General features: G+C 67.1%; 29 protein-coding genes. 19 read left to right on the top strand and 10 right to left on the bottom strand.

The window, feature by feature from the left end; all coding sequences use genetic code 11:
- Positions 1–97: 97 nt before the first annotated feature.
- A complete protein-coding gene (locus tag C2L59_RS20130) occupies positions 98–1,303 on the bottom strand; it encodes a M14 family metallopeptidase (RefSeq protein ID WP_103351041.1) in 1,206 nt (401 codons plus the stop codon).
- Positions 1,304–1,410: 107 nt separating this feature from the next.
- Positions 1,411–1,998: a TetR/AcrR family transcriptional regulator gene (locus C2L59_RS20125; protein WP_103351040.1), complete on the bottom strand. Its 588-nt coding sequence runs from the start codon at positions 1,996–1,998 to the stop codon at positions 1,411–1,413.
- Between the two features lie 124 nt (positions 1,999–2,122).
- Here C2L59_RS20125 and C2L59_RS20120 point away from each other — a divergent pair, with 124 nt between their 5' ends.
- Positions 2,123–2,578 (top strand): GreA/GreB family elongation factor, encoded by a 456-nt coding sequence (locus tag C2L59_RS20120; RefSeq protein ID WP_103351105.1) that lies wholly within the window; start codon positions 2,123–2,125, stop codon positions 2,576–2,578.
- 87 nt (positions 2,579–2,665) lie between these two features.
- Here C2L59_RS20120 and C2L59_RS20115 read toward each other — a convergent pair whose 3' ends face one another.
- The 3 genes from C2L59_RS20115 to C2L59_RS20105 form a co-directional block, all read right to left on the bottom strand.
- Positions 2,666–5,356, bottom strand: a complete 2,691-nt coding sequence (locus C2L59_RS20115) for an NACHT domain-containing NTPase (RefSeq protein WP_146060412.1) — start codon at positions 5,354–5,356, stop codon at positions 2,666–2,668.
- Between the two features lie 402 nt (positions 5,357–5,758).
- Complete coding sequence (locus tag C2L59_RS20110; RefSeq protein ID WP_146060411.1) at positions 5,759–6,139, bottom strand: hypothetical protein; 381 nt, start codon at positions 6,137–6,139, stop codon at positions 5,759–5,761.
- A complete protein-coding gene (locus tag C2L59_RS20105; RefSeq protein ID WP_103351037.1) occupies positions 6,132–6,587 on the bottom strand; it encodes a hypothetical protein in 456 nt (151 codons plus the stop codon). The genes C2L59_RS20110 and C2L59_RS20105 overlap by 8 nt, the downstream gene beginning before the upstream one ends.
- Positions 6,588–6,879: 292 nt before the next feature.
- Here C2L59_RS20105 and C2L59_RS47130 point away from each other — a divergent pair, with 292 nt between their 5' ends.
- The 4 genes from C2L59_RS47130 (at position 6,880) to C2L59_RS20085 (ending at position 10,318) form a co-directional block, all read left to right on the top strand.
- Positions 6,880–7,200, top strand: coding sequence for a hypothetical protein (locus C2L59_RS47130; protein WP_146060410.1), 321 nt, complete (start codon positions 6,880–6,882; stop codon positions 7,198–7,200).
- Between the two features lie 814 nt (positions 7,201–8,014).
- Positions 8,015–9,109, top strand: coding sequence for a hypothetical protein (locus C2L59_RS20095; protein WP_146060409.1), 1,095 nt, complete (start codon positions 8,015–8,017; stop codon positions 9,107–9,109).
- Between the two features lie 307 nt (positions 9,110–9,416).
- Entirely contained in the window at positions 9,417–9,605 is a 189-nt protein-coding gene (locus tag C2L59_RS20090) for a hypothetical protein (protein ID WP_086680911.1), read from the top strand.
- The gene (locus C2L59_RS20085) at positions 9,602–10,318 is read left to right on the top strand and encodes a hypothetical protein (RefSeq protein WP_103351035.1); all 717 of its coding nucleotides are present in this window, start codon (positions 9,602–9,604) and stop codon (positions 10,316–10,318) included. Before C2L59_RS20090 ends, C2L59_RS20085 begins: the two co-directional genes overlap by 4 nt.
- A gap of 143 nt (positions 10,319–10,461) precedes the next feature.
- Here the strand turns inward: C2L59_RS20085 and C2L59_RS20080 are convergent, their stop codons facing one another.
- Together C2L59_RS20080 and C2L59_RS20075 are read right to left on the bottom strand one after the other, a co-directional pair.
- Complete coding sequence (locus tag C2L59_RS20080) at positions 10,462–11,676, bottom strand: helix-turn-helix domain-containing protein (protein WP_103351034.1); 1,215 nt, start codon at positions 11,674–11,676, stop codon at positions 10,462–10,464.
- Positions 11,677–11,709: 33 nt separating this feature from the next.
- Positions 11,710–12,198 carry an NUDIX hydrolase gene (locus C2L59_RS20075; RefSeq protein ID WP_103351033.1) on the bottom strand — a complete coding sequence of 163 codons (489 nt, stop codon included), beginning with the start codon at positions 12,196–12,198 and terminating at the stop codon, positions 11,710–11,712.
- 133 nt (positions 12,199–12,331) lie between these two features.
- Between C2L59_RS20075 and C2L59_RS20070 the strand changes: the two genes are divergently transcribed.
- From C2L59_RS20070 to C2L59_RS20050, 5 genes are all read left to right on the top strand, one after another.
- Positions 12,332–12,544: a hypothetical protein gene (locus tag C2L59_RS20070; RefSeq protein ID WP_103351032.1), complete on the top strand. Its 213-nt coding sequence runs from the start codon at positions 12,332–12,334 to the stop codon at positions 12,542–12,544.
- Positions 12,541–12,837 carry a hypothetical protein gene (locus tag C2L59_RS20065; RefSeq protein WP_103351031.1) on the top strand — a complete coding sequence of 99 codons (297 nt, stop codon included), beginning with the start codon at positions 12,541–12,543 and terminating at the stop codon, positions 12,835–12,837. The genes C2L59_RS20070 and C2L59_RS20065 overlap by 4 nt, the downstream gene beginning before the upstream one ends.
- 49 nt (positions 12,838–12,886) lie before the next feature.
- A complete protein-coding gene (locus tag C2L59_RS20060; protein WP_233223604.1) occupies positions 12,887–13,084 on the top strand; it encodes a hypothetical protein in 198 nt (65 codons plus the stop codon).
- A gap of 3 nt (positions 13,085–13,087) precedes the next feature.
- The gene (locus tag C2L59_RS20055; RefSeq protein ID WP_103351029.1) at positions 13,088–13,882 is read left to right on the top strand and encodes a Scr1 family TA system antitoxin-like transcriptional regulator; all 795 of its coding nucleotides are present in this window, start codon (positions 13,088–13,090) and stop codon (positions 13,880–13,882) included.
- Between the two features lie 128 nt (positions 13,883–14,010).
- On the top strand, positions 14,011–14,907 hold the full coding sequence (locus tag C2L59_RS20050) for a phosphotransferase enzyme family protein (RefSeq protein WP_103351028.1): 897 nt from the start codon (positions 14,011–14,013) through the stop codon (positions 14,905–14,907).
- Here C2L59_RS20050 and C2L59_RS20045 read toward each other — a convergent pair.
- Entirely contained in the window at positions 14,866–16,281 is a 1,416-nt protein-coding gene (locus C2L59_RS20045; RefSeq protein WP_233223603.1) for a hypothetical protein, read from the bottom strand. The genes C2L59_RS20050 and C2L59_RS20045 overlap by 42 nt on opposite strands.
- Positions 16,282–16,466: 185 nt before the next feature.
- Between C2L59_RS20045 and C2L59_RS20040 the strand changes: the two genes are divergently transcribed.
- Positions 16,467–16,646 carry a hypothetical protein gene (locus tag C2L59_RS20040; RefSeq protein WP_103351027.1) on the top strand — a complete coding sequence of 60 codons (180 nt, stop codon included), beginning with the start codon at positions 16,467–16,469 and terminating at the stop codon, positions 16,644–16,646.
- Here C2L59_RS20040 and C2L59_RS20035 read toward each other — a convergent pair.
- On the bottom strand, positions 16,643–16,996 hold the full coding sequence (locus C2L59_RS20035) for a GntR family transcriptional regulator (RefSeq protein WP_103351026.1): 354 nt from the start codon (positions 16,994–16,996) through the stop codon (positions 16,643–16,645). The genes C2L59_RS20040 and C2L59_RS20035 overlap by 4 nt on opposite strands.
- 143 nt (positions 16,997–17,139) lie before the next feature.
- Between C2L59_RS20035 and C2L59_RS20030 the strand changes: the two genes are divergently transcribed.
- The 8 genes from C2L59_RS20030 (at position 17,140) to C2L59_RS19995 (ending at position 24,380) form a co-directional block, all read left to right on the top strand.
- Positions 17,140–17,373 (top strand): hypothetical protein, encoded by a 234-nt coding sequence (locus C2L59_RS20030; RefSeq protein WP_103351025.1) that lies wholly within the window; start codon positions 17,140–17,142, stop codon positions 17,371–17,373.
- A gap of 91 nt (positions 17,374–17,464) precedes the next feature.
- Positions 17,465–18,253 (top strand): ABC transporter permease, encoded by a 789-nt coding sequence (locus C2L59_RS20025; RefSeq protein ID WP_103351024.1) that lies wholly within the window; start codon positions 17,465–17,467, stop codon positions 18,251–18,253.
- Positions 18,253–20,424 carry an FtsK/SpoIIIE domain-containing protein gene (locus tag C2L59_RS20020; protein WP_103351023.1) on the top strand — a complete coding sequence of 724 codons (2,172 nt, stop codon included), beginning with the start codon at positions 18,253–18,255 and terminating at the stop codon, positions 20,422–20,424. The genes C2L59_RS20025 and C2L59_RS20020 overlap by 1 nt, the downstream gene beginning before the upstream one ends.
- A 138-nt stretch (positions 20,425–20,562) precedes the next feature.
- Entirely contained in the window at positions 20,563–20,847 is a 285-nt protein-coding gene (locus tag C2L59_RS20015) for a hypothetical protein (RefSeq protein ID WP_199199164.1), read from the top strand.
- A 27-nt stretch (positions 20,848–20,874) separates the two neighbouring features.
- A complete protein-coding gene (locus C2L59_RS20010; RefSeq protein WP_199199163.1) occupies positions 20,875–21,405 on the top strand; it encodes a hypothetical protein in 531 nt (176 codons plus the stop codon).
- Entirely contained in the window at positions 21,405–22,964 is a 1,560-nt protein-coding gene (locus C2L59_RS20005) for a DUF3631 domain-containing protein (RefSeq protein WP_103351022.1), read from the top strand. Before C2L59_RS20010 ends, C2L59_RS20005 begins: the two co-directional genes overlap by 1 nt.
- Positions 22,961–23,191, top strand: a complete 231-nt coding sequence (locus C2L59_RS20000) for a helix-turn-helix domain-containing protein (RefSeq protein WP_233223602.1) — start codon at positions 22,961–22,963, stop codon at positions 23,189–23,191. The genes C2L59_RS20005 and C2L59_RS20000 overlap by 4 nt, the downstream gene beginning before the upstream one ends.
- Complete coding sequence (locus C2L59_RS19995; protein WP_103351021.1) at positions 23,175–24,380, top strand: tyrosine-type recombinase/integrase; 1,206 nt, start codon at positions 23,175–23,177, stop codon at positions 24,378–24,380. Before C2L59_RS20000 ends, C2L59_RS19995 begins: the two co-directional genes overlap by 17 nt.
- Before the next feature lie 125 nt (positions 24,381–24,505).
- On the opposite strand, the gene C2L59_RS19990 is transcribed toward C2L59_RS19995, so the two are convergent.
- The coding region (locus C2L59_RS19990) for a WD40 repeat domain-containing protein (RefSeq protein WP_370444756.1) at positions 24,506–25,015 on the bottom strand (510 nt) is incomplete at its 5' end.

Genomic DNA, 25,015 nt, shown 5'->3' with positions numbered 1-25,015 from the left:
GGGGGCCGTTCGCAAGCCGCGCCGGACTGGGCCATCCGAGGCTTCGCCTCGGGCCGGGGGCTCCGCCACCCGGAACCCCCGAAAGCACCATCGGGGGTCAGCCGGAGATCGCGGCGTTGATCAGGATGTCGACGGCTTGGTCGTTGCGGGTGGTCTGCGGGACGATCTGGGTGTCGCGCGGGTAGAAGCCCGGGCTGCTGCCCTTCGGGTACATCTCGAAGGTGAAGCTCCAGATCTTGTGCGTCGCCCACATCCAGTCGTTGACGCTGCCGTCGGTGATGTAGAGGTCGCTGGACTGCTCCGGCGTGTAGCCGTTGGTGGCGGCCATCTGCTTGCCGAGCGTCTGGAACTTCTGCGCCTCGGCCGCGGTGAGGCCGGGCGCGGTGTCGGCGTAGGTGTAGCCGAACGGCCAGAGCACCAGCTCGGAGTAGGTGTGGAAGTCGATGTGGGTCTTGATCTGCTGGATGCCGCCGACGACCCGCGAGTTCACCCAGTTCGAGACGGCCCGGGTCTCGGGCGCGGAGAAGGCCGCGGTGCCGCGGTAGGTCTCGCTCGACGTCGAGCCCGACGAGCCGCCGCAGCAGCCCCACTTGTAGCCCCAGTTGCGGTTGGTGTCGGTACCGGGACCCTGGCGGTTCTTGCGCCAGCTGTGGAACGTGCCGCCGGAGATGTCGTACTCGGAGCCGTCCGGGTTGACGCTCGGGATGACCCAGATCTCGGTGCTGTCGACGAGCCGCTTGATGGCGGGGTCGGTCGCGTATCCGCTGGTCAGGCGCTGCACGATGTGCAGGCACATCTCGGTGGTGAGGTGCTCGCGCGCGTGCTGGTTGCAGGTGAAGAGGACCTCGGGCTCGTTCTCGTCGGTGGCGGCGTTGTCACTGATCTTGATCAGCGAAAGCGCCCGGCCTTCGTACGAGGTGCCGGCGCTGCCGAGCTTGGTCAGGGACGGGTAGTTCGCGACGGCCTTCTGCAGCTCGGTCTGCGTCTCGGCGTAGGTGTGGTAGCCGGTGTAGCCGGCCGGGAAGTCCGCGGCGGCCGCCGCGCCCGGCGACCGGTCGACCTGGCCGAGCGCCTTGACGCCGAAGCCGAGCGCGCGCAGCTGGGCGGCCTCGCCGGGGTTGGCGATGACGGTGGTCGTCGCGCCTTCGGCGTCGAGGATGTCCGCGCCGGTCCGCGCGACCTCGGTGCGCTGCTGGGCGGTGGCGGCACCGGTCACCTCGTACACCTGCGGTCCGCCGGGCTGGGCGGCACCGGCCGGGCCGCCGGTGGTGAGCACCAAGAGGGCGGCCGCGGCCGCGGCCATGCACGTTCGTGTGCGCATCACGTCTCCTGCTCTCGGGGGTGCCTCGACCTTGGCCGGAGCCGGACAGAGGGCGCAATCCGGAGCAGTACGGATCTAATGGGTGGTTTCTACCCGTAGTTCGCGAAACAGAGCGCCTCGATGTCGGCACGCAGCGTGGCGAACGGCCGCGGGCGCACCCGCTGCTGGACGACCGTGCCCAGCAGGTAGGACAGCAGCGCCCGGGCGCGGGCCCGCGGGTCGTCGACGTCGAGCGGGGCGAGGAGCTCGGCGAGCAGTTCGGTGAGCGAGGTGAGCATGACGTCGATGGCCTGCGGGTGCTGCGCCCGCCCGGCGGCGATCCAGTACTCGAACCAGAGGAAGGCGGCGTTCGGGTTGGCGGCGAAGACGCGCAGGTACTCCTCGAGGACGGCGAAGAGCCGTTCCCGGGGTTCGTCGTGCTTCGCGGCGACCTCGCGCAGGCCGGCGGCGAAGGCGGTGATGTGCGCGGCCATCGCCCGGTCGATGAGGACGTCGATGTCGGCGAAGTAGTAGTGGATGGCGCTCTTGGTGAGCGGCCCGGCGTCGGCGATGGCGCGGACGGTGCACCCCGCGAGGCCGTCACGGGCGAGCACGACACGGGCGGCTTCGACGATCTGCTCCTGCTTGGCCAGCTGGTTCGGCGAGAGCCGTTCGCTGCGACCGGGGACTGCGCTCACGGTGATTCTCGTTACCTTCTTCCTGGACGCCGGCCTGGAAATCCTAGGGCAGACGTCCTGTCGGTGGCGTTCGGGTGAAAAACCGGATTGGCCACCCCGCTCCGCGCAGCGGACAATGCCCGGCATGGTGATCTCAGGGGACAAGGGGCTCAGCCCGGCTGCGCGCAGCCAGCTGGAGAAGGAAATCGCGAACTTGCGCGCACAGCGGGAGGCCCTCGCGCCGCAACCGGGCGAGCAGGAGCGCACGGGCGACGCGGCGGACCAGGCGGACGTGATCGACCGGGCGGAGGCCGCAGCCCGCCTCGACCGCCAGATCGCCGACCTGGCGGCCAAGATGGAGCACGGAGGCTACGGCAACAGCCAGCTCCCGGACGGCACGATGGTCGCCCTCCGCTTCCCGGACGGAGACGAAGAGACGTTCCAGGTGGTAACGGTCCCGGGAGAAGACGCGGACGCGATCACCTCGGACAGCCCCCTGGGCCTGGCCCTGGTAGGAGCCAAGTCAGGCGACGAGATCACCTACCGGACGCCACGAGGCGACGCGAAGGCCACGGTGGTGAAGGTGACGCCGCCGAAGTAGCGGTGACGATCCCGAAGGCCCCCGCTCGGCGAGCGGGGGCCTTCTCTCGTGTTCGAGATGCCCCTTCCGGGTGGTTCTCACTGTCGGTCACCCCTCGTTGTCGGCCAGCAGGGCGCGCACGGTGTTGCGCCGCTCGTCTTCAGCGGCTGTTGCCGCCACCGAAGACACGAAGGTTTCCCGCCGCAACTGGACACCGGCTGCCTTCACCCTGCGGAGCACCAACCGAGGGAGGCGAAGCAGGAAGAGCCATCGAAAGACGCGACGCCAGGGACTGCTGCCCCAAGGCGGCTGGACGTTGGCCAAGATCGCATAGGAAAACCGCCGGGCCCGCGGGTACATCAGCGCGGCGCCGATCAGCGCCAGCATCACGTAGAACAGAAGAGCGAATACCGTGCCAATCGTCGCGCCCAGCAGGGTGGGCACCCTCCCGAGGGGTAGGACGACCGCTGCGAAAACTGCCGGGTACGCCGCCAAAGAGAGGAAGGCGAACGAAACCGAAACCCACCGCGGTCGAAGACGCCCAGGAGGGACCAGCGTGGCCAGGAGGTCGATCCCGGTTGCGTCCGGTTTGGTCCCGAACGGTGACGGCAGCCTCCGGGTGATCACCAACGTCAAGGCGTAGCTGTACATCGAAGGCCCCAGAATCCGCCGCGCATTCCACAGTGATCGTGTCTCGGCCGACGGGGGTTTGCCGTCGAAGTACCACCGGCTCGAGTCGGCCAGTGAACCGTTGACGCGCGTCTGCAGCGGTGTGGGATCTCGGTCTGCCAGTTCGTCCGCGATGAATTCGCTGGTCATCCCCGCGTGGGCGAGGACGATGCTCCACTGCTCCAGCTTTTTCGTGTTCTGGGTGACCGGACGAAGTGCTTCGAACTTCTGGATCGCCAGCGAGCGAAACGCCGGATCGTCGAAGCTCGCGATGATCAGCCCCGGCCGTTCCGCCACCAGGTCCATACCAACCGCGTCGGCGAGTCGAAACGCGGCGGGAGCGTCCGTCCTGGCGAACGTCACGAAGACTCGGCTCAGGCGACTCTTGTCCGACTGGATGAGGGCGGCGAAGAACTCGTCCTTGTGCCCATCGTCCTCGCGGTTGAACAGGACCCGCCACTCCGCTTCGTCGGACAGCACCACGCTGAACAGGTGCAACCGTCGGAGCCAGTCCTCGTCCCATCGGTCGGAGGGGGTCGACTCCAGCGCTTCCTCCTCGCTGGCGCGGTAATCCGCCCAAAGGGCGAGGTCGTAGGTCTGCGTCTCCAAGAAGCAGCGCCCGAGTGTCTCACTTTCGACGAAGGGGGCGAGTCCGACAAGGGCGTCCGTCCGCTCAGACCGGTGCATGGACGCCACACAGAAGGGAATGACCTCCACAAGTCGGCTCCGCAACTGCGCCTGAGACGACTTGGCGAAAGCCTTCTGCAGGTCACGCAAAGCTTGCCACCCGCCGGTGATTCCCTGCGCGAATTCGCGTGCGGCGAGGAACTCGCAGAAAGTCAGGTGGATGAACCGGAACGACTCGCGTGGCCGTTCTTCCGAGATGACGCCGGTTTCGTTCAAAATCCGCAGGAATTCGACCTCGGCGACCTCTGCGGACGCTTGGAGGACATCCCGCACCACCTCGATCGCCTTCGACCAGCTCAGTGAATTGGCCGGCTGCGCCGGGTCGGCGATGTTGTCGCGGGCCAGCCGCCCGAGAATGGTTTCGCGCTGCTCGCGCAGCATCGACCGAGCTTGGCCGCCGAGCTGCCGGCTGCGTCGCCGGACCAGCAGCTCCTCCACGACGTTCGAGTAGAACGCAGTACGGGTGTCCGGGGCGCCGCCGTCGTGCCTGCCCTCGACGTCGCTGGCGACGTACATGGCCAGCACGAGCGGGTTCGAGCACATTTCCCGGAGCGTCGGCCGGTCGGCCAGCTCACTGTAGAGCCGGGTGACGTGCGCTTCGTGGTCGTCGTCGAACGGCCAGTTGCTGAGGAACCGATAGACACCGCTCGGCGTGAACGGCTGGATCTGGACCACCATCGGGAAGCCGTCGTCGAAGTGCTCGCCGATCTGCTGGTGGAACTGGCTGCGCATGGTCAGCACGACCGAGTTGCCGTCGCTCTTGTTCTCCAGCAGCTTGCTCAGCTCCAGGATCGCCGTGGCGACCCGGGGATAAACGTCGCTGGCGACCTCATCCAGCCCGTCCAGCAGGACCACCACGCCACGGCCGAACGCGTATACGTCGAACAGCTTCTCCATCTCAAAGCCCTCAACGGCGGCGACACTGCGACGCAACTCCCCATAGGCCCATTCGCCGAGTAAGTCTTCGGCCAAGTCGGGCGGCGAGAAGGTCTTCAGCTCCAGCATGATCGGCAGCTTGTGCTGGGGGTGACCGTGCAAGCCCTGGCTCAGCATCTGCCGAAACATCTTCTTGACGAGAGAACTCTTACCGGAGCCGGGATCGCCGATGATCCGCACCCGGAGACCCTTGCTCGACACCTCTCGCAGAAGGTTCTGAGAGCCCAGTTTTTTGCTGAACCGCAGCGGCACGAAGACCGAGTCCGTCTCCAGGAAAACGGACGTCCTTCCGGGAACGGCGAGGTACCGGCTGCCGGACTTCCCGAGCAGGGTGCGGCAATACCGCCGAAGACTGACGCGGCGCATCAACGCGGTCCGGAAGACCCGCCCAACCGCGAAGAAGACCGCGTCGAGGAGCTCTGAGGCGTGCTCCTTGAGGAACTTGACAAGCCGGCGGATCAGGAAGTAGCCGATCGGCAGTACGACGGCGGAGAGAGCCGCCGTCATGGGATCGAACCAATTGAGCACGCAGACCACCCCTCGCTCGACGTCCGCGCACCTTGGTCGCTCACCGCGGCGCAGCTGTTACGGCGCGCGGTCTACCCCAGCGGGTGGTCTCCGGGATCTGTTCAACGGAGCCGAGTCACTCAGCCAGTCACCCACCAGACGAGTCAGGCCCCACCCGAGGTGTCTCGGATGGGGCCTGACCTGCGGAGCCGCCTGGGGGAATCGAACCCCGACCTATTCATTACGAGCGGAATTCGTCACTTGTTGACCTGGGTCGCGGGGTTCTGACCTGCATGTTCGGAGTCTTCAGGCGTCCGTGGACGTCCGTCGGTTGCCACCCTGATTGACCCTCACATCGCCCCTCAGTCGGCATGAGATAAGAACCCAGGCAGCACTGTCGAGCTAGCTCGCTCTCCGGTCTGCGAAGAGGTATCCAACGACGGCGGACAGGGCTCCGAGGATGGGACTTACGACGGTTTGAAGGATGGTCTTCGCGAAGTCACTGTCGAACCAGTGCGCGGCGAGACCGAGGGCGACGAGCAGCAGGCCGGCCCCTACGATGCCGACTAAGATCCAGAGAGTCCAGAGTCGCAGCTGATGCGTCTTCTGAGGCGTCCCGACTTCGACCGTCTTGCCCGACTCGACCGGATCGTTCGTGATGACCGTCCTACCGACGCCGACAGGGTCGTCGGCGATGATCTCCTTCGACGGCAGCCCCACTGCGCGGCGATTCGCCTCTTCAGTTTCACGCTCCAGCGAGTTCTCGCCGTCGGGATCACTCATCATTAGCCGTGAGTCGCTTGTAGAGCTCCTCGTATGTCGAGCGTAGATGGGGCGACGAAGGCCCCGCCAAAATAATCCTGACGCTGGCCTCCGCCGTGGCCGGCAGGCGGAAGGAGCGGTGGTAGCGGAGCTGGCTCCCGTCCCAACTCGCCGCTTGCACCTCTGACGCAAGGTCGATTGCCTGATCTCCGACCTTCTGCCGCAAGAAGGTGGAGAGGGCGCCCAGGAGTACGTCGTTGCGCTCGCGCTCGATCGCAAGCTCCGCTTCGAGGGCGTCGCACCGCGCATCAACAGTGGGACACCGAGTGCAGTCCGGATGGTGCGGCGCGTCGGACAGGGCGGGCGTGAGTTGGATGTCACCGCGGTGAAAGCCCGGAATGACGTCAATAGGCGTCTCGGACTCCGGCTCCTCATGCGACTCGGCGAATGCTTCACCTCGGCTGGCCACCCAGGACCTCCTGCTCCACGCTCACACCCCACGGCAAGGTGGCGCACAGACTACTCCCGCTTCCCGACACTCCTACGGGAGGCATCTCCGCAGGTCAGACCGTACGGTCGTACTGGATATAGGGGGTCGGACATGGTAACAGCCACATCTCGATATGCAAGTTCATCACATCGAGCACGCCAACATGTCGCATCAGAACCGCACGCATGACATACTTGCGCCGGTCCCAGGGGCGGTTTGACAATGATAAGACGAGATGATAAGGCGCCCCTTGAGCTCAGGAGGATTGACGATGTCCGCTGCAAGAGGACGCAAGGACTACGAATCCAGCGGTGACACCGAGGTCCGCACTGAAAGTGTCGAACAGGGCGAATCAAGCGTGGACCCGAAGCGACAGCTCGCCGCAGCGTCCGTCACCCGACTCACTGTGAACATCGGGCCCTCCACCGCCGAAGCTCTGCGGATGGTCGCTGACAACGAAGGCGTCACTGTCACGGAGGCGCTCCGACGTCTCGTGAGCTACGGCGAACTCCTCTACCGCGCCGTGAAGGTCGACGGAAAGGATGTCCTCTTCCGCGAGGGCAAGGAGACCCAGCAGGTGTTGATCGCCTGAGTTCCTCCCTGCGGCCACTCAGGCCGTGGAGCCAAGACTAGGCAGTCTTGATCAGCCATCCCTCGGACCTGTCGGGCTACTCTCTCGCGCCGAGCACGGGCGAGCACTTCGCATACGAAGGAGTTCGTCCAGGTACGGACGTGTCCCAGCTTCTCAGCCTGGACCAGGAGCGCCAGCACCTCGTCATCGGGATGACGGATGTCATAGAGGGCGCGAACATGTTCGATCAGGAACGTGGTGCGGCGCGAGTCGATGGTTAGCTCGGCTGGGTCAACGGTTGCGGCCAGGCGGGCGGCTTCGGCGTGGTCGCCGCATTCGGGGTTGACGAGACGCGCTAGAGCACGACGTTGACCGGCTGAACAGCAGGAGTTCCGGTTGCCCTAATCGACGTGCTTGGCCAGGCCGACGGCCTCGTCGAGCCGCGGTGACGTCGCCGCCCAGGACGGATTCGGTGTAGCAGGCGGTGAGGGTGAGCGCGCCGCGCACGTCGTAGGCATCGGCCGGCACGTAGGTCAGGGCAAAGCTCGGCGAGCCCGAAGACTCGGCTTATTCCCACCGAGACCGGACAGAGCCTACGTGCGCGCGAACTCAGCGAGGGCGATCCGACCGGGTTCACCGAGCTGCTGCACTGCCTCGTGGCCACGGTCGGCGGCGAGCCAGCCAAGCTCGAAATGCCAGGTCAGAGCAATGTGCCGGACAGAGCAACTCGCGCTGCCTATCATCGACTCCTGACCAGGAGAGCAAATCGCACGGTGGAGGGGACCCGATACCTATATATGGGCGCCTCGTGTAGTGAAACCGCAAACCGCCGATGGTGAGCCGCACCGGCGGTGACTGGGTTGCGCTCGGTCGCGCCGCGATCCTTGACCTTCTTGCCGACCAGCACGCAGCGCCGCTGGTCGAACTCGAAGCCCGCATCTGCGATCGCCCGTGGAAGGACCGGCACAACCCGATCGACCCGCACATGCTGACCCGGGCGCGCAAGGAACTCCTCGCCGAGGAGCTGATCGACGAACTTGTCGCAACCACTCGGGGCGGCGGCGACGTTGCAGTCTTCCACCTCAGCCCAATCCGACGTGGCATGAGCCGAACCATCACCGACGCTGCCGCCCGCAAACGCCTGCTGATCGCCCGCTGGAAGAGCTGGTCTCGCGGCAGCAAGCACATGCCCAACCTCATCGGCGCCGGCGGCGAGCACGTCGTCCACCAGTCTCTACTCACCTCGGCCGCCTACGGCTACCGAGTCCTGCAGCCAACGCGCGGCGAGGTCGGAACCATCTACGAACAGCCCGTCCCCGGTGGGCCGCTCGACAACGCCGCCTGGCTGCTGACGATGGACCAGCGCACCCAAATGCCGGGGCTCCCCTACCTGGTTCCTATCGAGGTCAAGAACGTCCGACACACCCTCTATCCCAACCACTGGGAGTGTTACCAGCTGTTACACAAAGCCGCCGGCCTCGCCAACGCACATCCCGAATTTCCCGTGCTGCCCATCCTCATCTGCCGCAAAGCGCACTACCGCGCTCGTCAGCTCGCGAAAGACCTCGGCTTCCTGATCTTCGAGACCCACGACCAGTACGTCTTGCCTAGCGAGCGTCTCCGACTCGACCACTTCGAGGAAGTTCGCAACGAACTCGGCTTCACCGACCTCACCGTCACCGACCAGCCCAACCCTCGCCTCGTTGACTGGCTCTCCGGCACGGTTCATCGCGAAGCCCCGAGGTTCGCGACCCGCTGGATGACCTTCGGCCGCCACTACATCGACACCTACGCGGCACTGCGCGACGAACGCCTGCGTTGGCGCCAGCGCACCCCCTGGCTGGAAGCCCTACACGCTGCGGTCGTAGCCAATTTCGACACCGCCGGAGGCTGGGCGCCTGCGGAGGAGGACGAACCCGACTCGCCGTAGGACGGCCAGCCCGTCGGATGTCCACTGAGACAGCTGACCCCACGGGGGTTGTCAGCTGGTTCGTCAGGCATCAGCAAGCCTTGACCTGCAAGAACGGGTCTGCCCCGGCAACGGCCTCGTACTCTTACTGGGTCATCCAGAGGAGCAGATTCCCGAATGGCGCCCGCCACCATCGACAGACGCTGACTGGTAACGAATAGGTAACATCTCGCCACGAAGGGGTAGTTCGACACGACAGCGGTACGTTTCTGTCAGTGGTTCCGCACATGATGTCAGCGGGAGTTCGACGAGCCGGGAGGGGGCAGCGATGACCGTTGAAGTGATCAAGGTGTCGACCGATCAGCTGCGCAGGGATCGCGAGCAGTTGCTTCGCGACCTTCGGATCACCGAAGATGACTTGCGCAGCCGAGTGACCGGCGAGCTTGCCACCAGCGACGAGCGCGCAGCACTGGAACGTCTCAAGGAGATTGCCTTCTTGCTTGGCGAGGACGAGTGACAGCTGACCTCCACGAGGAAAGCGTCAAGTTCGCGCAGCAGATACAAGATTTGCTCGACGCGGTCCTGCCGGTAGCGAAAGAAGAAGACCAGGAAGTTCGAAAACTCAAAGTTATCGAACACGAGGACAGCTACGCCATCCGACCAGGCACCCTACAAAAGGTCGGCACAGTGTGGCTTACGAAAGGTGGGGATCATGTCGCAGACCTTCACCTCTCGTACTTGTGCGCACTCGACCGCAGCCGAGGATTCCTAGCCGTTCGGAAGTCAAAGTTTCAACTGACTTCCGTTCGCCCGAAAGAGGGGACACCCCTCTTGCGACTGGATTTCGAAAGCAAAGCCCATACTGTGCCTGCCGCACACTGGAACGTAAACGGTGAACGCGGGGCTACCTCAGTGCTGCTTTCCCGGTGCAACCCCGATCACGTCGGCTTGCTTTCGCAGGTACACCTGCCCGTCGGCGGCGTCAGATATCGCCCATGCCTAGAAGACTTCTTGGACTTGCTGCTGACGGAGTTCAAATTTGACCGAAACCCAGCATGGCAAGACCAAATCGAGGATGGCCGCGAAAACTGGCGACGCCTACAGACACGTGCAATTGTGCGCGACTCCCCTGAAGACGCAGCAGAAGTGTTGGCCAAACTTGGCTACTCAGTAACGCCTCCCGATAGCGGCCATACTGCGACCAATCTCGAAGCCTTACGTTGCCGCTAGCGTCAAGGCCTTGCCTGTGAACTCTGAGCGTAGCTGCGTCGCGTCACGAGTGGAGCGCAGCTGCGTATGTAGCAACGGGGGGCTCGATCGTACAATTCCCGCGTCGATTGAGGCCGTTCCCGTAGTTCCGGCACCAGGAATTCCTATTCGACCACGCCGTAGTGGGTGGCGAGCGCAGCGAACTCCGACCCACGACGCCGTGTAGCTCGGTCGACCAGACGACGCATCGTGGTCTTGCCGAGTGGCTGATAGCGCACCCAATCAGGGGCCAAATCGCGCGCCTCGGCGAGCCAGGCCAGCGCGTCTCGGTCGTGGCGAAGGTCAGCAGCCGCCGCCGCGAGGAGCAGACGATGGCCAGCTTCCCAGAACGCCGGAACATCGCCCGTGGTGTCAGGTACGGCGGCCGCCAGACGGAGGGCCTGTTCGGGGTCGCCAGCGCGCGCCGCAAGCTCGACGTTCTGGAGTGCAGCGACGCGGGGGCCAAAAATCGCGGCCTCGGTCGCCGTGTCGCCTCGTGACCGGATCGCAGCCGCATGAGCAGCTACAAGGAGGTCCTCGGCGCGGCCGGCGCTCCCAGCGCGTAGAGCCGCGGTAGCCGCGTTGAACAGCAGGTTGCCGAACACACCAGCGCGCACCGGGTCGCGGTCAAGCATCCGCGGTTCGATCGTGGCGGCCGCCTGCGTGGCGACGCGCTCAGCGTCCTCTGCCCGCCCCTGGCGGACCAGCGTCCACGCGAGGTAACGCAGCGAGATTGCGGCCTCGACCTCCGGAGCGTCCGACTCAGCAGCAGCCTCAATCGCCCGAGCAGCGGAGGTGTACGCCAGGTCGTCGAAACCGAGCCGACCCGCGATGCCGGCGCCGAGCCGGTACGCAGTCGATAAGACGCGATGCGCGCCGGCCCGCTCCTCGTTGTGAGTGTCGCGGACGCCCCGGCGAGCATCGGCCAGGACGACCGGCAGCGCATGCAGCAACTCGGTGTGCCGGCCGTCGACGTACGCCCGCCATGCCGCGTGTGCGCTGGCTGTGAGCTCCGGGAGGGGCAGCAGGTCCCGGGTGTCGGCTAGGTCCTCAAGGCCGGGGATGGATGAGTCCGCGGTGATTGCCCGGCGAAGCGGGGCCACGTCGACGTCACGGGAGTGGGGTGCCGGCATCGTGCCGAGCAGGGCATCAACCGGCACGCCGAGCGCGGCGGCGAGTCTCCGGAGGGTGGCGGGGCGGCTGGTCGTCCGAGTGCCCTGTTCGATGCGGGCCACGGTGTCTACGCCAACCGAGGCAGCTTCGGCGAGCCCTTCCTGCGAGAAGTCGCGGGCTTTGCGGATGCGCGTCAGGTTCTCGGCGAGCGGGTTGTGAGCGGTCATCCGTCCTCCGACTGTGTGCGCGCGGTAACCAGACTATCGCGCTATGCGCCTGCCGTCTTCGCAGATCAGCAGCTCTCCGGTGTGCGCGGCGTCGAGCGCAGCCGCCATTCGCCGGGCGAGGATCGGTTTGAGTCGCGGCGCGGCGGTGTCGAGCGGCAGGAGCGCCACCGACACGATCTCGGGGTCCGTGATCGGCAGCGCCTTGATCTCGGCCTCGGTCACGAGACCACCGTCGAAGACGAACGCCATCCCCTCCGGCATCCGCGAGTCGTCCGGGATGTAGTCGATCACCAGCAGGTTGCGGAGCGGTCGGTCAATACCGACTTCCTCGGACGTCTCGCGGGCCGCGGTGCGCCAGGGCGGTTCTCCCTCTTCACAGGCGCCGCCCGGGATGTCCCAGTGCGACTTGTACGACGGCTCGACGAACAGCACGCGGTCGGCCTCATCACGGAACAGGACGCCGGCGGACATGCGCTTGCGGTTGAGCGAGCGCACGTAGTCGTCGAACGGGAGCAAGTCCACGAGGCGAGGCTACCGGCGGCGGGCGAAGCCCCGCTGATCTATGCCTTTCGCCCCTAGTTCATGGGCTTTGAGCAGCCGAAAGCATGGTTACTGGCTGTGTTTTGAGTGTCCGCGTTGGACGACAGTTGATCAGGTGACGGCACAAGACGGGGGATCGACCGGGCGCGATGACCGGCCGACGTTCTGGTGTGGTGCGTCGCTGTTCAACTCGGGTGGTCAGCGGCTCAACGAGATCGATCTCGACACCTACCGGCATCCGCAGAAGCACGCGGACATGACCGATGCTGACTGGGAGCAGGCCGCCGCCGCTCTCCGGGCGTTCGAGGTCGAGCGGGGGCTTCGATGACTGCGGTGGACGACGGGCCGATGACCGACGCCGGCTCGCATCAGGACTTCTGGGAGTGGCACGAGTTCACCGGGGGCGACGGGTGGGCTCACCTGTACTTGCACTCGGAGATGGCCAACCCGCGGCTGTTCATGCTGCTGCCCTGGTGCCTGACCGACGTCCGCTTCCCGCTGGAACACGACCGGCCCAGCATCAGCCCCCGCCGGATCATCCCGAGACCGGGCCGGGTGTGCCCCGTTTGCGCGACCCAGAACGAGCACCGGCGAATCGAGGTGCCGCGTGCACGCTCATGACCGCGAACTGCTCGCCGCACTCTCGAAGGTCAACTCCAAGATCGGGAGCGTGACGGTCGAGCTGCTGGCCCTCCAGCCGGACGACGCAGCCTACGCCGCAGGCTTGCGCACCCTCGGCCGCCAACTCGTCCACATCGGCGTCGCGTTAATCCATCGCATCGGTGAACTTGATGGCACCGACCTCGATCTATTTGCCTTGCTCACCGCACCCGACATAGAACCCCCACGACCGAACGGAGCGGTCTAAACCGTGACCGAAACTGCCCTCCGACCAGCCGTCATCGCCCTGGCGGGCGGCCTGCGCGAAGCCCGCAACGAGCGCGGCATCGGCCTGCGCCGGCTCGCCGACATGATCGGCATCTACCCCGCCGTGCTGTCGAGCTTCGAACTCGGCCACCGCGCGCCACAGGACACGATCGTGGCCCACATCCTCGGTGTCCTGCGAGCACCGCAAGACGTGCGCGAACACCTCATCGACCTGGCCCGCCGGTCCCACGACCCTGACCTGATCGACCGCACCGGACGCGCCGAGAACTACCTGCACACCGCCTTCGAACAGCGATCCACCCGCGTGACCGAGTGGTCGCCCACGCTCATCCCCGAGGTCCTGCAGACCGCCGAGTACGCCCGCGCCTTACGCGACACCGGCCTGCTCGACCCCGACGCCGCCGACGTGGGCTGTCTTCTCCGGACCGCACGTCAGCTCGCCCTGTCCGACGAGCCGGGGCCGCCGCACACCTTCCTGATCGGCGAGGTGGCCACGCGGCCCGACGCTTGCACCGGCGATGTCCTCCGCGACCAGCTCGACCAACTACGCACCTGGGCGAGAAAGCCGCGGATCGGCGTGCGGATCGTCCCCGCCGCCAACTGCCCGCCTGGTCTGGTCGAACCGTTCACCCTCTACGAACGCCGCGCCGGCGCACTCGCCATCGCGCTGCGCCACCACCACGGCGCGGTCTACTCCACCCACCAAGCCGCCTTGACCACCTACGAGAACGCCGCCCGAGCACTCCAACGCCACGCCACAGAGAACGCGTGGCCCTAAGCCCCCGGCCGGCACGTCCTGCTATCCCCCCCGAGCGGCGCGCCGGCTGGGCCTCACGCCCCGATTCGCTGAGCACACGTTCCTGCCGAAGCTCTAGCCTGGCCAAGGCACCCCGATAGAGGAGTCTGATGACATCGACGAAGGCTTTCACGACGGAGCGGACACAAGCTGTCTTCGAGGCAGCGTGCGCCTTCGCCGGGCTGGACGCGACCGACGCAAAGCGAGTCCGGTTCGGGGAGAACGCCATCTACCGCCTAGCCGACGGCTCCGCCGTGGTCCGCATCGGCCGCTCCATCCCCGCCGCCACGAAGGAAGTGCTCGTCGCCGGATGGCTCGCCGAGCATCGATTCCCCGCAGCGACGGTGCTCGACGGCAACGAACAGCCCTTCGTCGAAGACGGGCTACCCGTCACCTTCTGGAACTGCCTCGAAGAGGACGACACACCGATCACCCCGGCGGAGTTCGGGAAGCTGCTGCACGACCTGCACGCGCTCCCCCACCCGACGGACTTCCGACTGCCGGCCTTCTCCCCAATGCCGAAGGTCGAGCCCCGCCTTCAAGCCCTGAAGGGCAAGCTGCCCGAAGCCGACCTCGACTTCCTGCGCGACCGGCACGAGGAACTCTCCGAGAAGTTCCAAAACCTTGAGTTCCCCCTGCCCGCCGGCCCCGTGCACGGCGACGCGCACCCCGGGAACGTCATGCGCGCCCCGGACGGAACGCTCAACCTGATCGACTTCGAGGACTTCGCCTACGGACCGCGCGAGTGGGACGCCGCCGTGCTCTCCGTCCGTCACCAGGCGTTCGGCTGGGCGTCCGAAATCGAGTACGACTCGTACACCGCGGCCTACGGCTTCGATCCGATCGACTGGCCGGGCTTCCCCGTGCTCAGGGCAACACGAGAGCTGAACATGACCATGTGGCTCTCGCAGACCGTCGACGAGTCCGCCGAGGTGAAAGCCGAGGTCGAGAAGCGGATCAGCGACCTACGCGACGACCAGGCGCCCCGACACTGGAAGGTTTTCTGACGGCAGGTGGATGTTGGCGAAGTCAAGGAATTCCTTCACCAACGGGTCGCCGGCATGCCCGCCCAGGCGTCCGCGGAAGTCGTCGAGATACGAGATCACCCGGAACGACTTCAGCTTCGCCGCGGTCTCGACGACCGACCTGGCCACGTCCAACGCCTCTTCGAGGTTCCCGCCTTGCAGATGGGACGTGGCCAGCACGGTCCGGCAGAACGAGAGGCTGCGAACGTAGGTCGACTCCGAGGCAGCAATCGACGCAGCCGCGTGGTGGTTCGCCAACTCGGCGTTCCCGATATCGCGGAAGCAGTGCGCGAACTCGGCGTGCAACTCGGCTTCGTCGAAGTAGTGAATCCACTCGGGATCGTTCTCCCGGATGCCCTGGCAATGCCACCGTTCAGCCGTGAGCAGCGCAGCCGTGACGTCCTCCGCCCGACCGAGCGACGCAAGCGCCCTCGCTTCCATCGCGTGAAACAGCGCCATCGTGGTCGGAGTGGCGTAGCCGTTCGCGCCCTTGTACGCGGCTCGTGCCAGGTCGACCGCCCGCTGGAAGTGCCCGAGGAAGTTCGCCTGGTGGGACATGCCCGCGAGGATTCGGCCGCATAGCGCCTTGTCGCTGGCCGCCTTCGCCAGGCGGAACGCCTGTGTCAGGTACCGCTGCGCGAGGCCGTGCGCGCCCGTGTCGTAGGTCGTCCAGCCGGCGAGCCGCGTTAGGGCAGCGACCTCCCGGAAGTACTCGCGGCCGATCGGGTCCTGCGGGGACACGTGCCTGATGTTCGGCAAGATCTCCTGGTCGAGGAACGAGGCGACGAGCGACTTCGGCCGGCCGCCGCCGTACTTGTAGTCGAAGCTGCTGAACATCGCGGTTGCCTCGCGAACCGCCTCGACGTCCACGACGGTGATCGAGCGCGGCTCGGTCGGCGGCCGCGATCCTTCGGTGTCCGAGTCGGTCAGCCACCGGATGACCAGGCCGCTCCATGCCTCCGGGACGACGGACAGCGGTCCGACCCGCTTCGGCGTCCGTAGCTCGAGTTCGGTGATCGCGCCCAACGCGACCAGGCTGTGAGCGATCTCCTCCGGGTACTCCAAGCCGACGTCATCCGAGGTGGTCTCGGCCGCTGCGGCGAAGCCGATCTCCTCCAGGCCGACGGGCCGGCCGAGCAGTTCGCCGAGGACGCCGGCGATCAGCTGACAGGTGCGCGGGTGCGGCTTCGTGCCGTCGAGCCAGCGCTTTACCGACACGTGGTCAGCGCTGACCAGCTCGCCGCCGTCTCTCTGGCTGCGTTCGCGCACACGGCGGGCGAACCCCTTGTTCGTCGCCCCCGCCTGTCGCATAACCGCAGCTAGAAGTGCGTTCGGCTGCTTCCCCTTGTCGACCACCGGTACCTCCGAAGGTCATTAAAGCACCCCCCGTGCACCCCCCACGTGCAAAAAGGCACCCCCGCGTGCACACTGCTGCACCCCCGCCTCCGCGCGGTTTCCTGGGTTCATCAGCGACAACGTCGAATCGAAAACCTCGATTCGGATCGGCCTCCAGGCCCGTCGCGGAACGAAAGGAGACCGTGATGGCGAAGAACAACTTCCCGGTTATGAAGAGCGGGGGCGGCCTGGTCGTCGGGCTCGCGATCGTCGTGCTGATCGTCAAGTACCCGGCCGACTCGGCGAGCTGGGCGAGCGGAGCCGCGCACGGTGTCGGCGTCGTGATCGACGGCGTCGTGCAGTCCCTCCGCGCCCTGTTCGGCTAGCGCTCCCCCAGCTTCCGCTCGATCTCGCCGAGACGCTTCCTGATCTCGGCAATGGCCTGCCAGACCCGCTCGTCTCCCGATGCCTCGGAGCGAACCGCGGAGTCACCCTCGGCCGGCTGGGTGCGGACGAACGAGCCCTTGCCGTGCCGGATCACCACCAGGCCCTCTTCCCTGAGGTGGGCAACGGCGCTCTTGGCCGTGTTCACCGCCACCCCCCAGGAATCGGCCAGTTCCTGGTAGGTCGGCAGCTGCGCCCCGGGGGCGTACTCCCCCGACAGGATCGCGGCCCGGAGACCGCCGGCTACTTGCAAGAACGGCGCACGCGGGTCGTCCGGATTCAGGGATGCCATACCACCAGCGTAGGCCAAGTCAGTTGGCTAAGTCAGTTCTCCCATGTCAGTTGACAGAGTTAATAGACAGGACTTACGTTGAGTTCCGGCCGACACCGGCCGCTCCCGAGCGGGAGACCTACAAGTCGTTGGAGTTCACACCAATGGATGACCTCATCCCTTTGCCCAGCTACGCCCCGGACGGCCTGACCGAGTCGGACATCGACGCGATGATCGCCGAGCACTTCGTGACGGCTCACGACCAGGAACCGGCGAACACCGACCCGGCACCGACCACGGACCGCGCCGCCACGCATCGACACGTCCGGCGCATCAGCCGCCAGAACGTCAGCTCGGCTCTCCGGGGCCGGTCGGACAGCCCCGGCGCGGCTGCTTGAAGCCGCCCCGGCCCGGCGCACGGAACCGCCAAGAACCACCCGCCGGACCGGGCTTCTCCCAACCACTTCCAAGCCAGTCAGGAGAACACCCATGGTAGGGCTCGACACGCCCACGAACACCCGAAGCGCGTACCCGCCTTCGGTCACCGACCTGCTGCCCCGCGTCCGTGAGTTCGCCGCGGACCTGGGCGAGTGCCCCTCCCGGAACCGGATCATGACCGAGTTCAAGGTGGGTGCGCCGAAGGCCCGCGCCATCCTCGCCGCGCTGAACGAGAAGGCCGACACCAAGCCCGTGCGGAAGCAGCACGCGGTGACGGAACCCGCCGAGGTCGAGGAACCGGATCAGGAGTCTCAGATTCCGGACGAACCGGCCTCAGATGACGCAGAGCCGCAGGTCAACGTCACCGCAGACCCGGGCGCGTCGCCGGAGAAGGTGCGGCGGATCAAGCTGTGGCCGGTGCTCCTCCTGGCCCTGCCGGCGTTCGTCGCCGTCTGGAGCGGCTGGGTCGGCCTCGGCAGGCTGACCGGGTTCGGCCCGATCCAGCTCCTACCGGGCATCTGGGACCACCTGACGATCAACTCGGCGATCACGCTCCCGATCGGGGTCGAGACCTACGCGGCGTTCGCCCTGCGAGTCTGGCTGTCCCCGGCGACCCGGACCCACCGGGTTCGCAGCTTCGCGAAGTGGTCGGCCCTGGGTTCGCTCGTCCTCGGCATGGTCGGCCAGGTCGCCTATCACCTGATGTCCGCCGCGGACGTCGAGCGTGCTCCCTGGCCGGTGACCACGCTCGTCTCCTGCCTGCCGGTGGCCGTCCTCGGCTGCGGCGCTGCCCTCGCACACCTCGTACGCGACATCACCGACCAGGAGGTGAACGACTGATGAGCACCACCAACGAACCGCACGGCGGACGCGTGATCGCGTTCCCCAGCACGGCGCCCGCCGACGCCGACCCGTTCGTCATCGACGCCGAGTCCGGCGACGAGGCCGCGGAGCAGTCGCCGGCCATCCCGGTCGACCGCCCGGTCACGGACGGCTCGTCCTGGCTGGACCGCCTCCGCTCGCAGAACCGCCAGGCGATCATCCCCGGCTACCTCAAGTCGACGGCCGACGCGAAGGACGCCGCGAAGTGGGTGGGGAAGCACTACGCGCATAAGGCCGGCTACCACGCGGCCCGGTCACCGCTCTACGCGCTTCGGCTCGCGGCGCGCTCCCCTCGCGGCCTTTTCCTCCTGCTCGCGGCGACCGGCCGATACGTGACCGACGCTGAGGGGCGCCCGGCCCGCTCGGAGACGGCCACGGCCGACAAGGCCGATCTCTACCTGAAGCTGTCGCAGCAGCGTGACCGGCGAGTCGTACTCCGGCTGATCCAGCTCGGTCTCGTGTCGACGGTCGGCTTGGTCCTGGTGTTCACGCTGCCGAACGTCCTGCCGGAGTGGGTGATCTGGGCCTGCGGCGCCATCGCGGTTGGCCTGCTCGGAAAGCTCGGGTCCACCCGGGACAACCCGGTGGTGTCGTCTCGCGCTGTCCTGTCCACGCAGGTCCAGAAGCTCACGAGTGACAACGTCGTTCAGGCGCTGTCGGTGCTCGGCATCGCGGGCATCAACCAGGCCCTTGCCAAGATCCCGAACGCGATTGGGTTCACGGCGCCGATCACTCGCGACGGGCCGGGTTGGCGCGCCGACGTCGACCTTCCGCCGGGCGTCACGGTGTCCGAAGTGGTGGAGCGGCGCGCGAAGCTCGCGTCCGGCCTCGGCCGTCCCCTCGGGTGCGTGTGGCCGGAGGGCAACGCCGAGGTTCATCCCGGGCGGATGGTCCTGTGGGTCGGTGATCAGGACCTGTCCAAGTCGCGGCAGGCAGCTTGGCCGCTGCGGAAGCCCGGCACCGTGGACCTGTTCAAGCCGCAACCGTTCGGCACCGATCAGCGCGGCCGGTGGGTGGACGTCACCCTGATGTTCATCTCGATGGTCATCGGCGCGATTCCGCGGATGGGCAAGACGTTCACGCTGCGAGAGCTGCTGCTGATCGCCGCGCTGGACCCGCGGGCCGAGCTGCACTCGTTCGACCTCAAGGGAACCGGCGACCTCTCGCCGCTGGCGCCGGTATCGCACCGGTACCGCGCCGGCGACGAGCCTGAGGACATCGCGTACGCCGTCGCCGACCTGCGGGCGCTCGCCGACGAGCTGCGGCGCCGAGCGAAGGTGATCCGCGAGCTGCCGAAGGACCTGTGCCCGGAGAACAAGGTCACGCCGGAGCTGGCGGACAAGAAGTCCCTCGGCCTGCACCCCATCGTGATCGGTGTCGACGAGTGCCAGAAGTGGTTCGAGCACTCGGAGTACGGCGCGGAGATCGAGGAGGTCTGCACCGACCTCGTGAAGCGCGGCCCGGCACTGGGCATCGTGATCATCCTCGCGACGCAGCGACCGGACGCGAAGAGCATCCCGACCGCGATCAGCGACAACGCGGTGATGCGGTTCTGCCTCAAGGTCACCGGCCAGCAGGCCAACGACATGGTTCTCGGGACGTCGTCGTACCGGAACGGCATCCGGGCCACGACGCTGTCCTTTCGCGACAAGGGCATCGGGTACCTGGCCGGCGAAGGCGACGAGCCGCGCATCACCCGCGGCGTCTACATCGACGGCCCGGACGCCGAGAAGATCGCGGCCCGCGCACGAACAGCACGGCTGGCGGCCGGGCGGCTGACCGGCTACGCCGCAGGCCTCGACCTCACCCCCGAGGACGACGAGGACACGAGCACTTTGCTCGCCGACGTGCTGACCGCGATCGGTGACGCCGAGAAGGCGTGGTCGGAGCGAATCGTGGACCGGCTCGCCGAGCTCCGGCCGGCGGTCTACGGCCCGTGGGCCGAACTGCCGACCGGGGCGGCGAAGGCAACCCAGCTGTCCACCGCGCTGAAGCCGCTCGGGATCGCCACGAAGCAGGTTTGGGGCAACGACGCCGACACCGGCAAGGGCGCCAACCGGATGGGCGTCAAGCGCGAATGGATCGCCGACGCACTGACCAAGCGTGACCGGAACCGCAAGAGCGGCTAGCTCCCGCAGGGCTCTAGGTCTAGAGCCTCGTCCCTCTAGACCTAGAGCCCTCCCTAGACCACCACAACACCGCTGATCAGCGCCCTAGCACCTAGAGGCGCGGGCCGAGTGCGGCCAAAAACAGCCCCGGAGGCTCCGTTGAACCCCCTCAGCAACCCGTCCGTCCTACTCCTGCTCGTTCTCGCGATCGTCACTCTCGGCTACTCCTGGTCGTGCGCGGTCTACCCGTACAAGCCGTGCCGCTCCTGCCGAGGCTTCGGCAATTTCCGCTCGACGCTGCTCCGCGCGATCCGGCTCTGCCGACGGTGCAGCGGCACCGGGCGCACGCTCCGCGCCGGCCGCCGCGCCTACAACTCCTGCCTCCGCGCCCGCCGGTCGTACCGCGATCTCCGCGACCGCGACCGCCGCGACAACAGCCGCTGACGCGCAGTTCAATCGAAAGGCCACCCCATGAAGACCACCCTGCTCGACCCCGAGCGTCAGTTCCTGGGCTGCGTGATGCAGGTCCGGCTGACAGCGGCCCGGCGACTGCTCACCGGCATGCGCGCCGACGACTTCGGCTCGCCGATCGCCGCCCGCGTTCTCCAGCTGATCATCGAGCTGACCGGCGCGGGCCACGCACCGACCCCGATGGCCGTGATGGACCACGCCCGCGAGCGGACGGCGACCGAACCGAGGTCCGGCGGCGCGCACCGCCTGCACAGCCTCGGACTCTGGATCGTCGAGACCTACACCGACGGCCCGATCCTGCCGCTGCCGTACTACGGCGCCTGGCTGAAAGCCGTCGTCCTCAAGAACGCCTACCGCCGAGCAGTCCGGGAACACGCGGCCCGCCTGGTCCAGGCCGTCGAAGACGACTCGCCGACCGACGTCCTCCGCCACCAGCTCGACGACACCGAGCGCCTGGACGACCTGTGGCGGCGCTACCGCGAAGCCGGAGGCGACGACGAACCAACCGCACGCCTGGAGGTGGCCGCCTGATGTCCGGATTCGACGACACCCTGTCCGTGATCGACTTCGTCATCTCCGACGAGCCAGCACCGACCTGCCAGCAGTGCGGCCGACCGCGCGGTGACTCACCGTCCGGCGACTTCTGCTCGGAGAACTGCCAGCGCGTCTGGCGCGGCCGCCACATCGCGGCCCAACCGGCCGAGGACGGCGGCGCCCAGCCGAGGGAGGCCCTTCCGGAGGCTGCGCCGGTCACGCCGCTGACGTGGCTCGGGCCTGCCCCGGCCGGCGCCTTCGTGAAGCCGGGTCACGAGGTCTTGGACGCGGTCGTGACGTTCGTGTCGCGCTTCTCCGCCTTCGCCAACGAGCACGCCGCGCCGACGCTGGCGCTCTGGTACGCCCACACCCATGTGGCAGAGCGGCTCTACGTCACCCCACGCCTGATCCTCGACTCGGCGGAGCCGGGGAGCGGCAAGACGCGCGTTCTGGAGGTCGCGCAGTACCTCGTGGCCAAGCCGGAGATGACGATCAGTATCACGCCAGCCGCGATCTTTCGGATGCTCGCCGACGGACCAATGACGCTGCTGTTCGACGAGATCGACGCAGTGTTCAACCCGAAGACCGGCGGGAACAACGAGGACCTCCGCGCACTGCTGAACGCGGGCTACAAGCGGTCGGCGACCGTGACACGGTGCGTCGGCGACGCCAAGAGCATGAACGTCACGCGGTTCCCGGTCTACGCGCCGGTCGCGCTCGCCGGGATCGCCGGGGGAATGCCGGACACGATCACCACCCGGGCGATCACCGTGCACATGCGCAAGCGCCGGTTCGACGAGGTCGTCGAGGAGTTCATCGAAGAGGACGTCGAACGGGAGTCGGCGCCGGTGCGCGCCGAGCTGGCGGAGTGGGTCGGTCGCGTCGGTGACGAGGTGAGCCGCGCACGGCCGGAACGCCCGGACGGCGTGCGCGACCGGGCGGCCGAGATCTGGCGGCCGCTGCTGGCGATCGCGGACGCGGCCGGCGGGCACTGGCCGGAGACCGCGCGGAAGGCGTGCCGTCACTTCGTGCTCGAAGCCACGGCGCAACCGGCCTCGATCGGCGTCCGGCTACTGGCGGACATCCGGCAGATCTTCGCCGCGGAACACACCGACCGCATGGTCACCGCCGAGTTGATCCGCGAATTGCACGCCATCGAGGACGGCCCGTGGACCGACGTCCAGAGCAAGCCGCTCGACAGCCGCCGTCTCGCGAAGGAACTCGACCGGTACCTGGTCCGGCCGAAGGACCTCAAGGTCAGCGGCAAAACCCTCAAGGGCTACCGCATCGACGGCGACGGCGGCCTGGCCGACGCCTGGAGCCGCTACCTCCCACCGCCCGAAACCGGGGCGACCTCCGCGACCAGCGCAACCCCGCAGGTCACCGCCACATCCGGCGTCGCGGAGTCGCCTCGTTCGGCCGCGACCTCCGCAACCCGGGTTGCGGACGGTCGCGGCACCCAGCAACCGCTCGCACCCGCGCTGACCAGCCCGGTCGCGGAGGTCGCGGACGTCGCGCCCGCCAAGCCGGACCACGACGCCGAGGGGGATCGATGAACGCCGTGCCCATGCCGGTCGCCGTGCCCGAACGGCATCTCTACCGGATCACCGAAGCCATGCGCCTGCTCTCGATGAGCCGCTCGGTCATCTACGAACAGCTCCGCTCGGGACGCCTGCGCTCGGTCAAACAGGGACGCGCGCGCCTCGTGCCGGCCGTCGCCATCCAGCAGTACGTCGAGTTGCTCATGAAGGAAGCGGAGGTCGGCTATGGCGAGTCGGCGTAGTCGCGGAGATGGCACGGTCTACTGGTCCGAGGACCGGCAGCGCTGGATCGCCGAGCTGACGATTGGCTACCGGCCGAACGGAAAGCGCATATACCGCAAGGCCAGCGGCAAGACCAAGACCGAAGCCAAGAACAAGCTCAAGGAGCTGATTCGCGCCGTCGAAGAGGGCGCCACTAACGCTTCGACCAGGTACACGGTCGAGCAAGCGGTCAACGACTGGCTCGTGGGCTACGAACGCGGCGAACGAGACCCCAACACCGTCAAGGCCGTCCGGTCGCTGGTGAACAACCACATCGTGCCCACGATCGGCGCCCGACCGCTGGTGAAGCTCGAAGTCGACGACGTCGAAGACTGGCTAGCGGAGAAAGCCGAAGTGCTGGTGACCTCGACCTTGCGCAACCTCCGCTCGATCCTGCGCCGGGCGATCAACCGCGCTCAGGTGCGCAAGCGGGTTCCGTACAACGTGGTGCTGTTGTGCGACGAGCTGCCAGCAGGGAAGGGGACCGGGCGTCCGTCGAAGGCGCTCACGCTCGCGCAGGCCGAAGCGGTGCTCGCGGCGGCGGAGTCGTCGCCGATGCGCGCCTACATCGTGGTGTCCCTGCTTACTGGCGCGCGGACCGAGGAGATGCGCCCGCTCACCTGGGATCACGTGGACCTCCTGGGCAAGCCGGACGCGACGCCAGCCGTCCCGCCGAACATCAAGGTGTGGCGTTCGGTCCGCGCCAAGGGAGAGACGAAGACCCGGAAGTCCCGGCGCACGCTGGCACTGCCTGAGCGCGCCGTGAGGGCGCTGGAGGACCACCGGGTGGCCCAGAAGGCCGTGAAGGCGGTCGCGGGCGAAGACTGGCGCGAACAGGGGCTCGTGTTCGCGACGAAGGTCGGCACCGAGCGGGACGTCAACAACGTCCGGCGGGACTTCCGCCGAGTGATCAAGGCGGCCGGACTCAACCCGATGCAGTGGACGCCCCGGGAGCTGCGCCACAGCTTCGTCTCGATCCTCTCGGACGGCGGAATGCCGATCGAGGAGATCTCGCGGCTGGTCGGGCACAGCAGCACGGCCGTCACGGAGCTGGTCTACCGGAAGCAGATCCGCCCGGTGGTGGAGTCTGGAGCAATCGCAATGGACCGGCTTTTCCCCGCAACGGACGAACCTACGGGACTTCCTCCGACCACCAATCAGGCGACTTAGCCACGCACCCGACGTGCCAGGCCCCGCCCGAGCAGTCGGTGGGGCTTGGCACGTTGCACAACTCAAGATCGGACCAAGTGGTTCGTCTACCCCTGTCTGCCCTATCTCTTCCGCGAATATGGTCCTTAGGAGGCCGTGGTTGGAGCTGACTTTCTGTAGTGCAACTCATACGGCTGAAGGTGCAACAAGCGGTTCTGGCTGTCGAGGCATGCCGCCCGCAGAAACAGCCACGCATCGCCGGTCGTAGACAGCAACGTATCCCTGACCTGTGACCATGACGCCGTAGAGGTCCTGGTGAAGGATGCCATCAGCAAGTCGGATTGTCCCGCGTCCGCATCCCAGATCCGCGCAGTGCCGTCGTCGCCGGCGGTGGCAAGTTGGGTCCCATCCGGGCTAAACGCGACAGCCCGTACCCAGTCGGTGTGACCGGCGAGGATGTGCAGGACCTCGCCGGTCATCACGTCCCAGATCCGCGCGGTGCCATCGCTGCCGGCGGTGGCGAGTCGGGTCCCGTCCGGACTGAACGCGACACCCAAGACCGAACCGGTGTGTGCGGTGAAGGTGTGCAGGGTCTCGCCGGTCATCACGTCCCAGACCCTCGCGGTGCCATCGCTAGCTCCGGCGGTGGCGAGTCG

The sequence above is a fragment of the Amycolatopsis sp. CA-128772 genome (genome assembly GCF_002904295.1).
GTDB lineage: Bacteria > Actinomycetota > Actinomycetes > Mycobacteriales > Pseudonocardiaceae > Amycolatopsis.
The sequence above is the reverse complement of the archived record's forward strand: the minus strand, read 5'-3'. Positions and strand labels throughout refer to the sequence as shown.

Excerpts from the sequence above, each read along its gene's own strand:
- C2L59_RS20110 (WP_146060411.1), bottom strand. The coding sequence starts at position 6,139 with ATGAGTGATCCCGACGGCGAGAACTCGCTGGAGCGTGAAACTGAAGAG.
- C2L59_RS20020 (WP_103351023.1), top strand. The coding sequence starts at position 18,253 with ATGAGCACCACCAACGAACCGCACGGCGGACGCGTGATCGCGTTCCCC.
- C2L59_RS20035 (WP_103351026.1), bottom strand. The coding sequence starts at position 16,996 with ATGGCATCCCTGAATCCGGACGACCCGCGTGCGCCGTTCTTGCAAGTA.
- C2L59_RS47130 (WP_146060410.1), top strand. The coding sequence starts at position 6,880 with ATGTCCGCTGCAAGAGGACGCAAGGACTACGAATCCAGCGGTGACACC.
- C2L59_RS20040 (WP_103351027.1), top strand. The coding sequence starts at position 16,467 with ATGGCGAAGAACAACTTCCCGGTTATGAAGAGCGGGGGCGGCCTGGTC.
- C2L59_RS20025 (WP_103351024.1), top strand. The coding sequence starts at position 17,465 with ATGGTAGGGCTCGACACGCCCACGAACACCCGAAGCGCGTACCCGCCT.
- C2L59_RS20120 (WP_103351105.1), top strand. The coding sequence starts at position 2,123 with ATGGTGATCTCAGGGGACAAGGGGCTCAGCCCGGCTGCGCGCAGCCAG.
- C2L59_RS20065 (WP_103351031.1), top strand. The coding sequence starts at position 12,541 with ATGACTGCGGTGGACGACGGGCCGATGACCGACGCCGGCTCGCATCAG.
- C2L59_RS20005 (WP_103351022.1), top strand. The coding sequence starts at position 21,405 with ATGTCCGGATTCGACGACACCCTGTCCGTGATCGACTTCGTCATCTCC.
- C2L59_RS19995 (WP_103351021.1), top strand. The coding sequence starts at position 23,175 with ATGGCGAGTCGGCGTAGTCGCGGAGATGGCACGGTCTACTGGTCCGAG.
- C2L59_RS20000 (WP_233223602.1), top strand. The coding sequence starts at position 22,961 with ATGAACGCCGTGCCCATGCCGGTCGCCGTGCCCGAACGGCATCTCTAC.
- C2L59_RS20030 (WP_103351025.1), top strand. The coding sequence starts at position 17,140 with ATGGATGACCTCATCCCTTTGCCCAGCTACGCCCCGGACGGCCTGACC.
- C2L59_RS20130 (WP_103351041.1), bottom strand. The coding sequence starts at position 1,303 with ATGGCCGCGGCCGCGGCCGCCCTCTTGGTGCTCACCACCGGCGGCCCG.
- C2L59_RS20050 (WP_103351028.1), top strand. The coding sequence starts at position 14,011 with ATGACATCGACGAAGGCTTTCACGACGGAGCGGACACAAGCTGTCTTC.
- C2L59_RS20090 (WP_086680911.1), top strand. The coding sequence starts at position 9,417 with ATGACCGTTGAAGTGATCAAGGTGTCGACCGATCAGCTGCGCAGGGAT.
- C2L59_RS20010 (WP_199199163.1), top strand. The coding sequence starts at position 20,875 with ATGAAGACCACCCTGCTCGACCCCGAGCGTCAGTTCCTGGGCTGCGTG.
- C2L59_RS20080 (WP_103351034.1), bottom strand. The coding sequence starts at position 11,676 with ATGACCGCTCACAACCCGCTCGCCGAGAACCTGACGCGCATCCGCAAA.
- C2L59_RS20115 (WP_146060412.1), bottom strand. The coding sequence starts at position 5,356 with ATGACGGCGGCTCTCTCCGCCGTCGTACTGCCGATCGGCTACTTCCTG.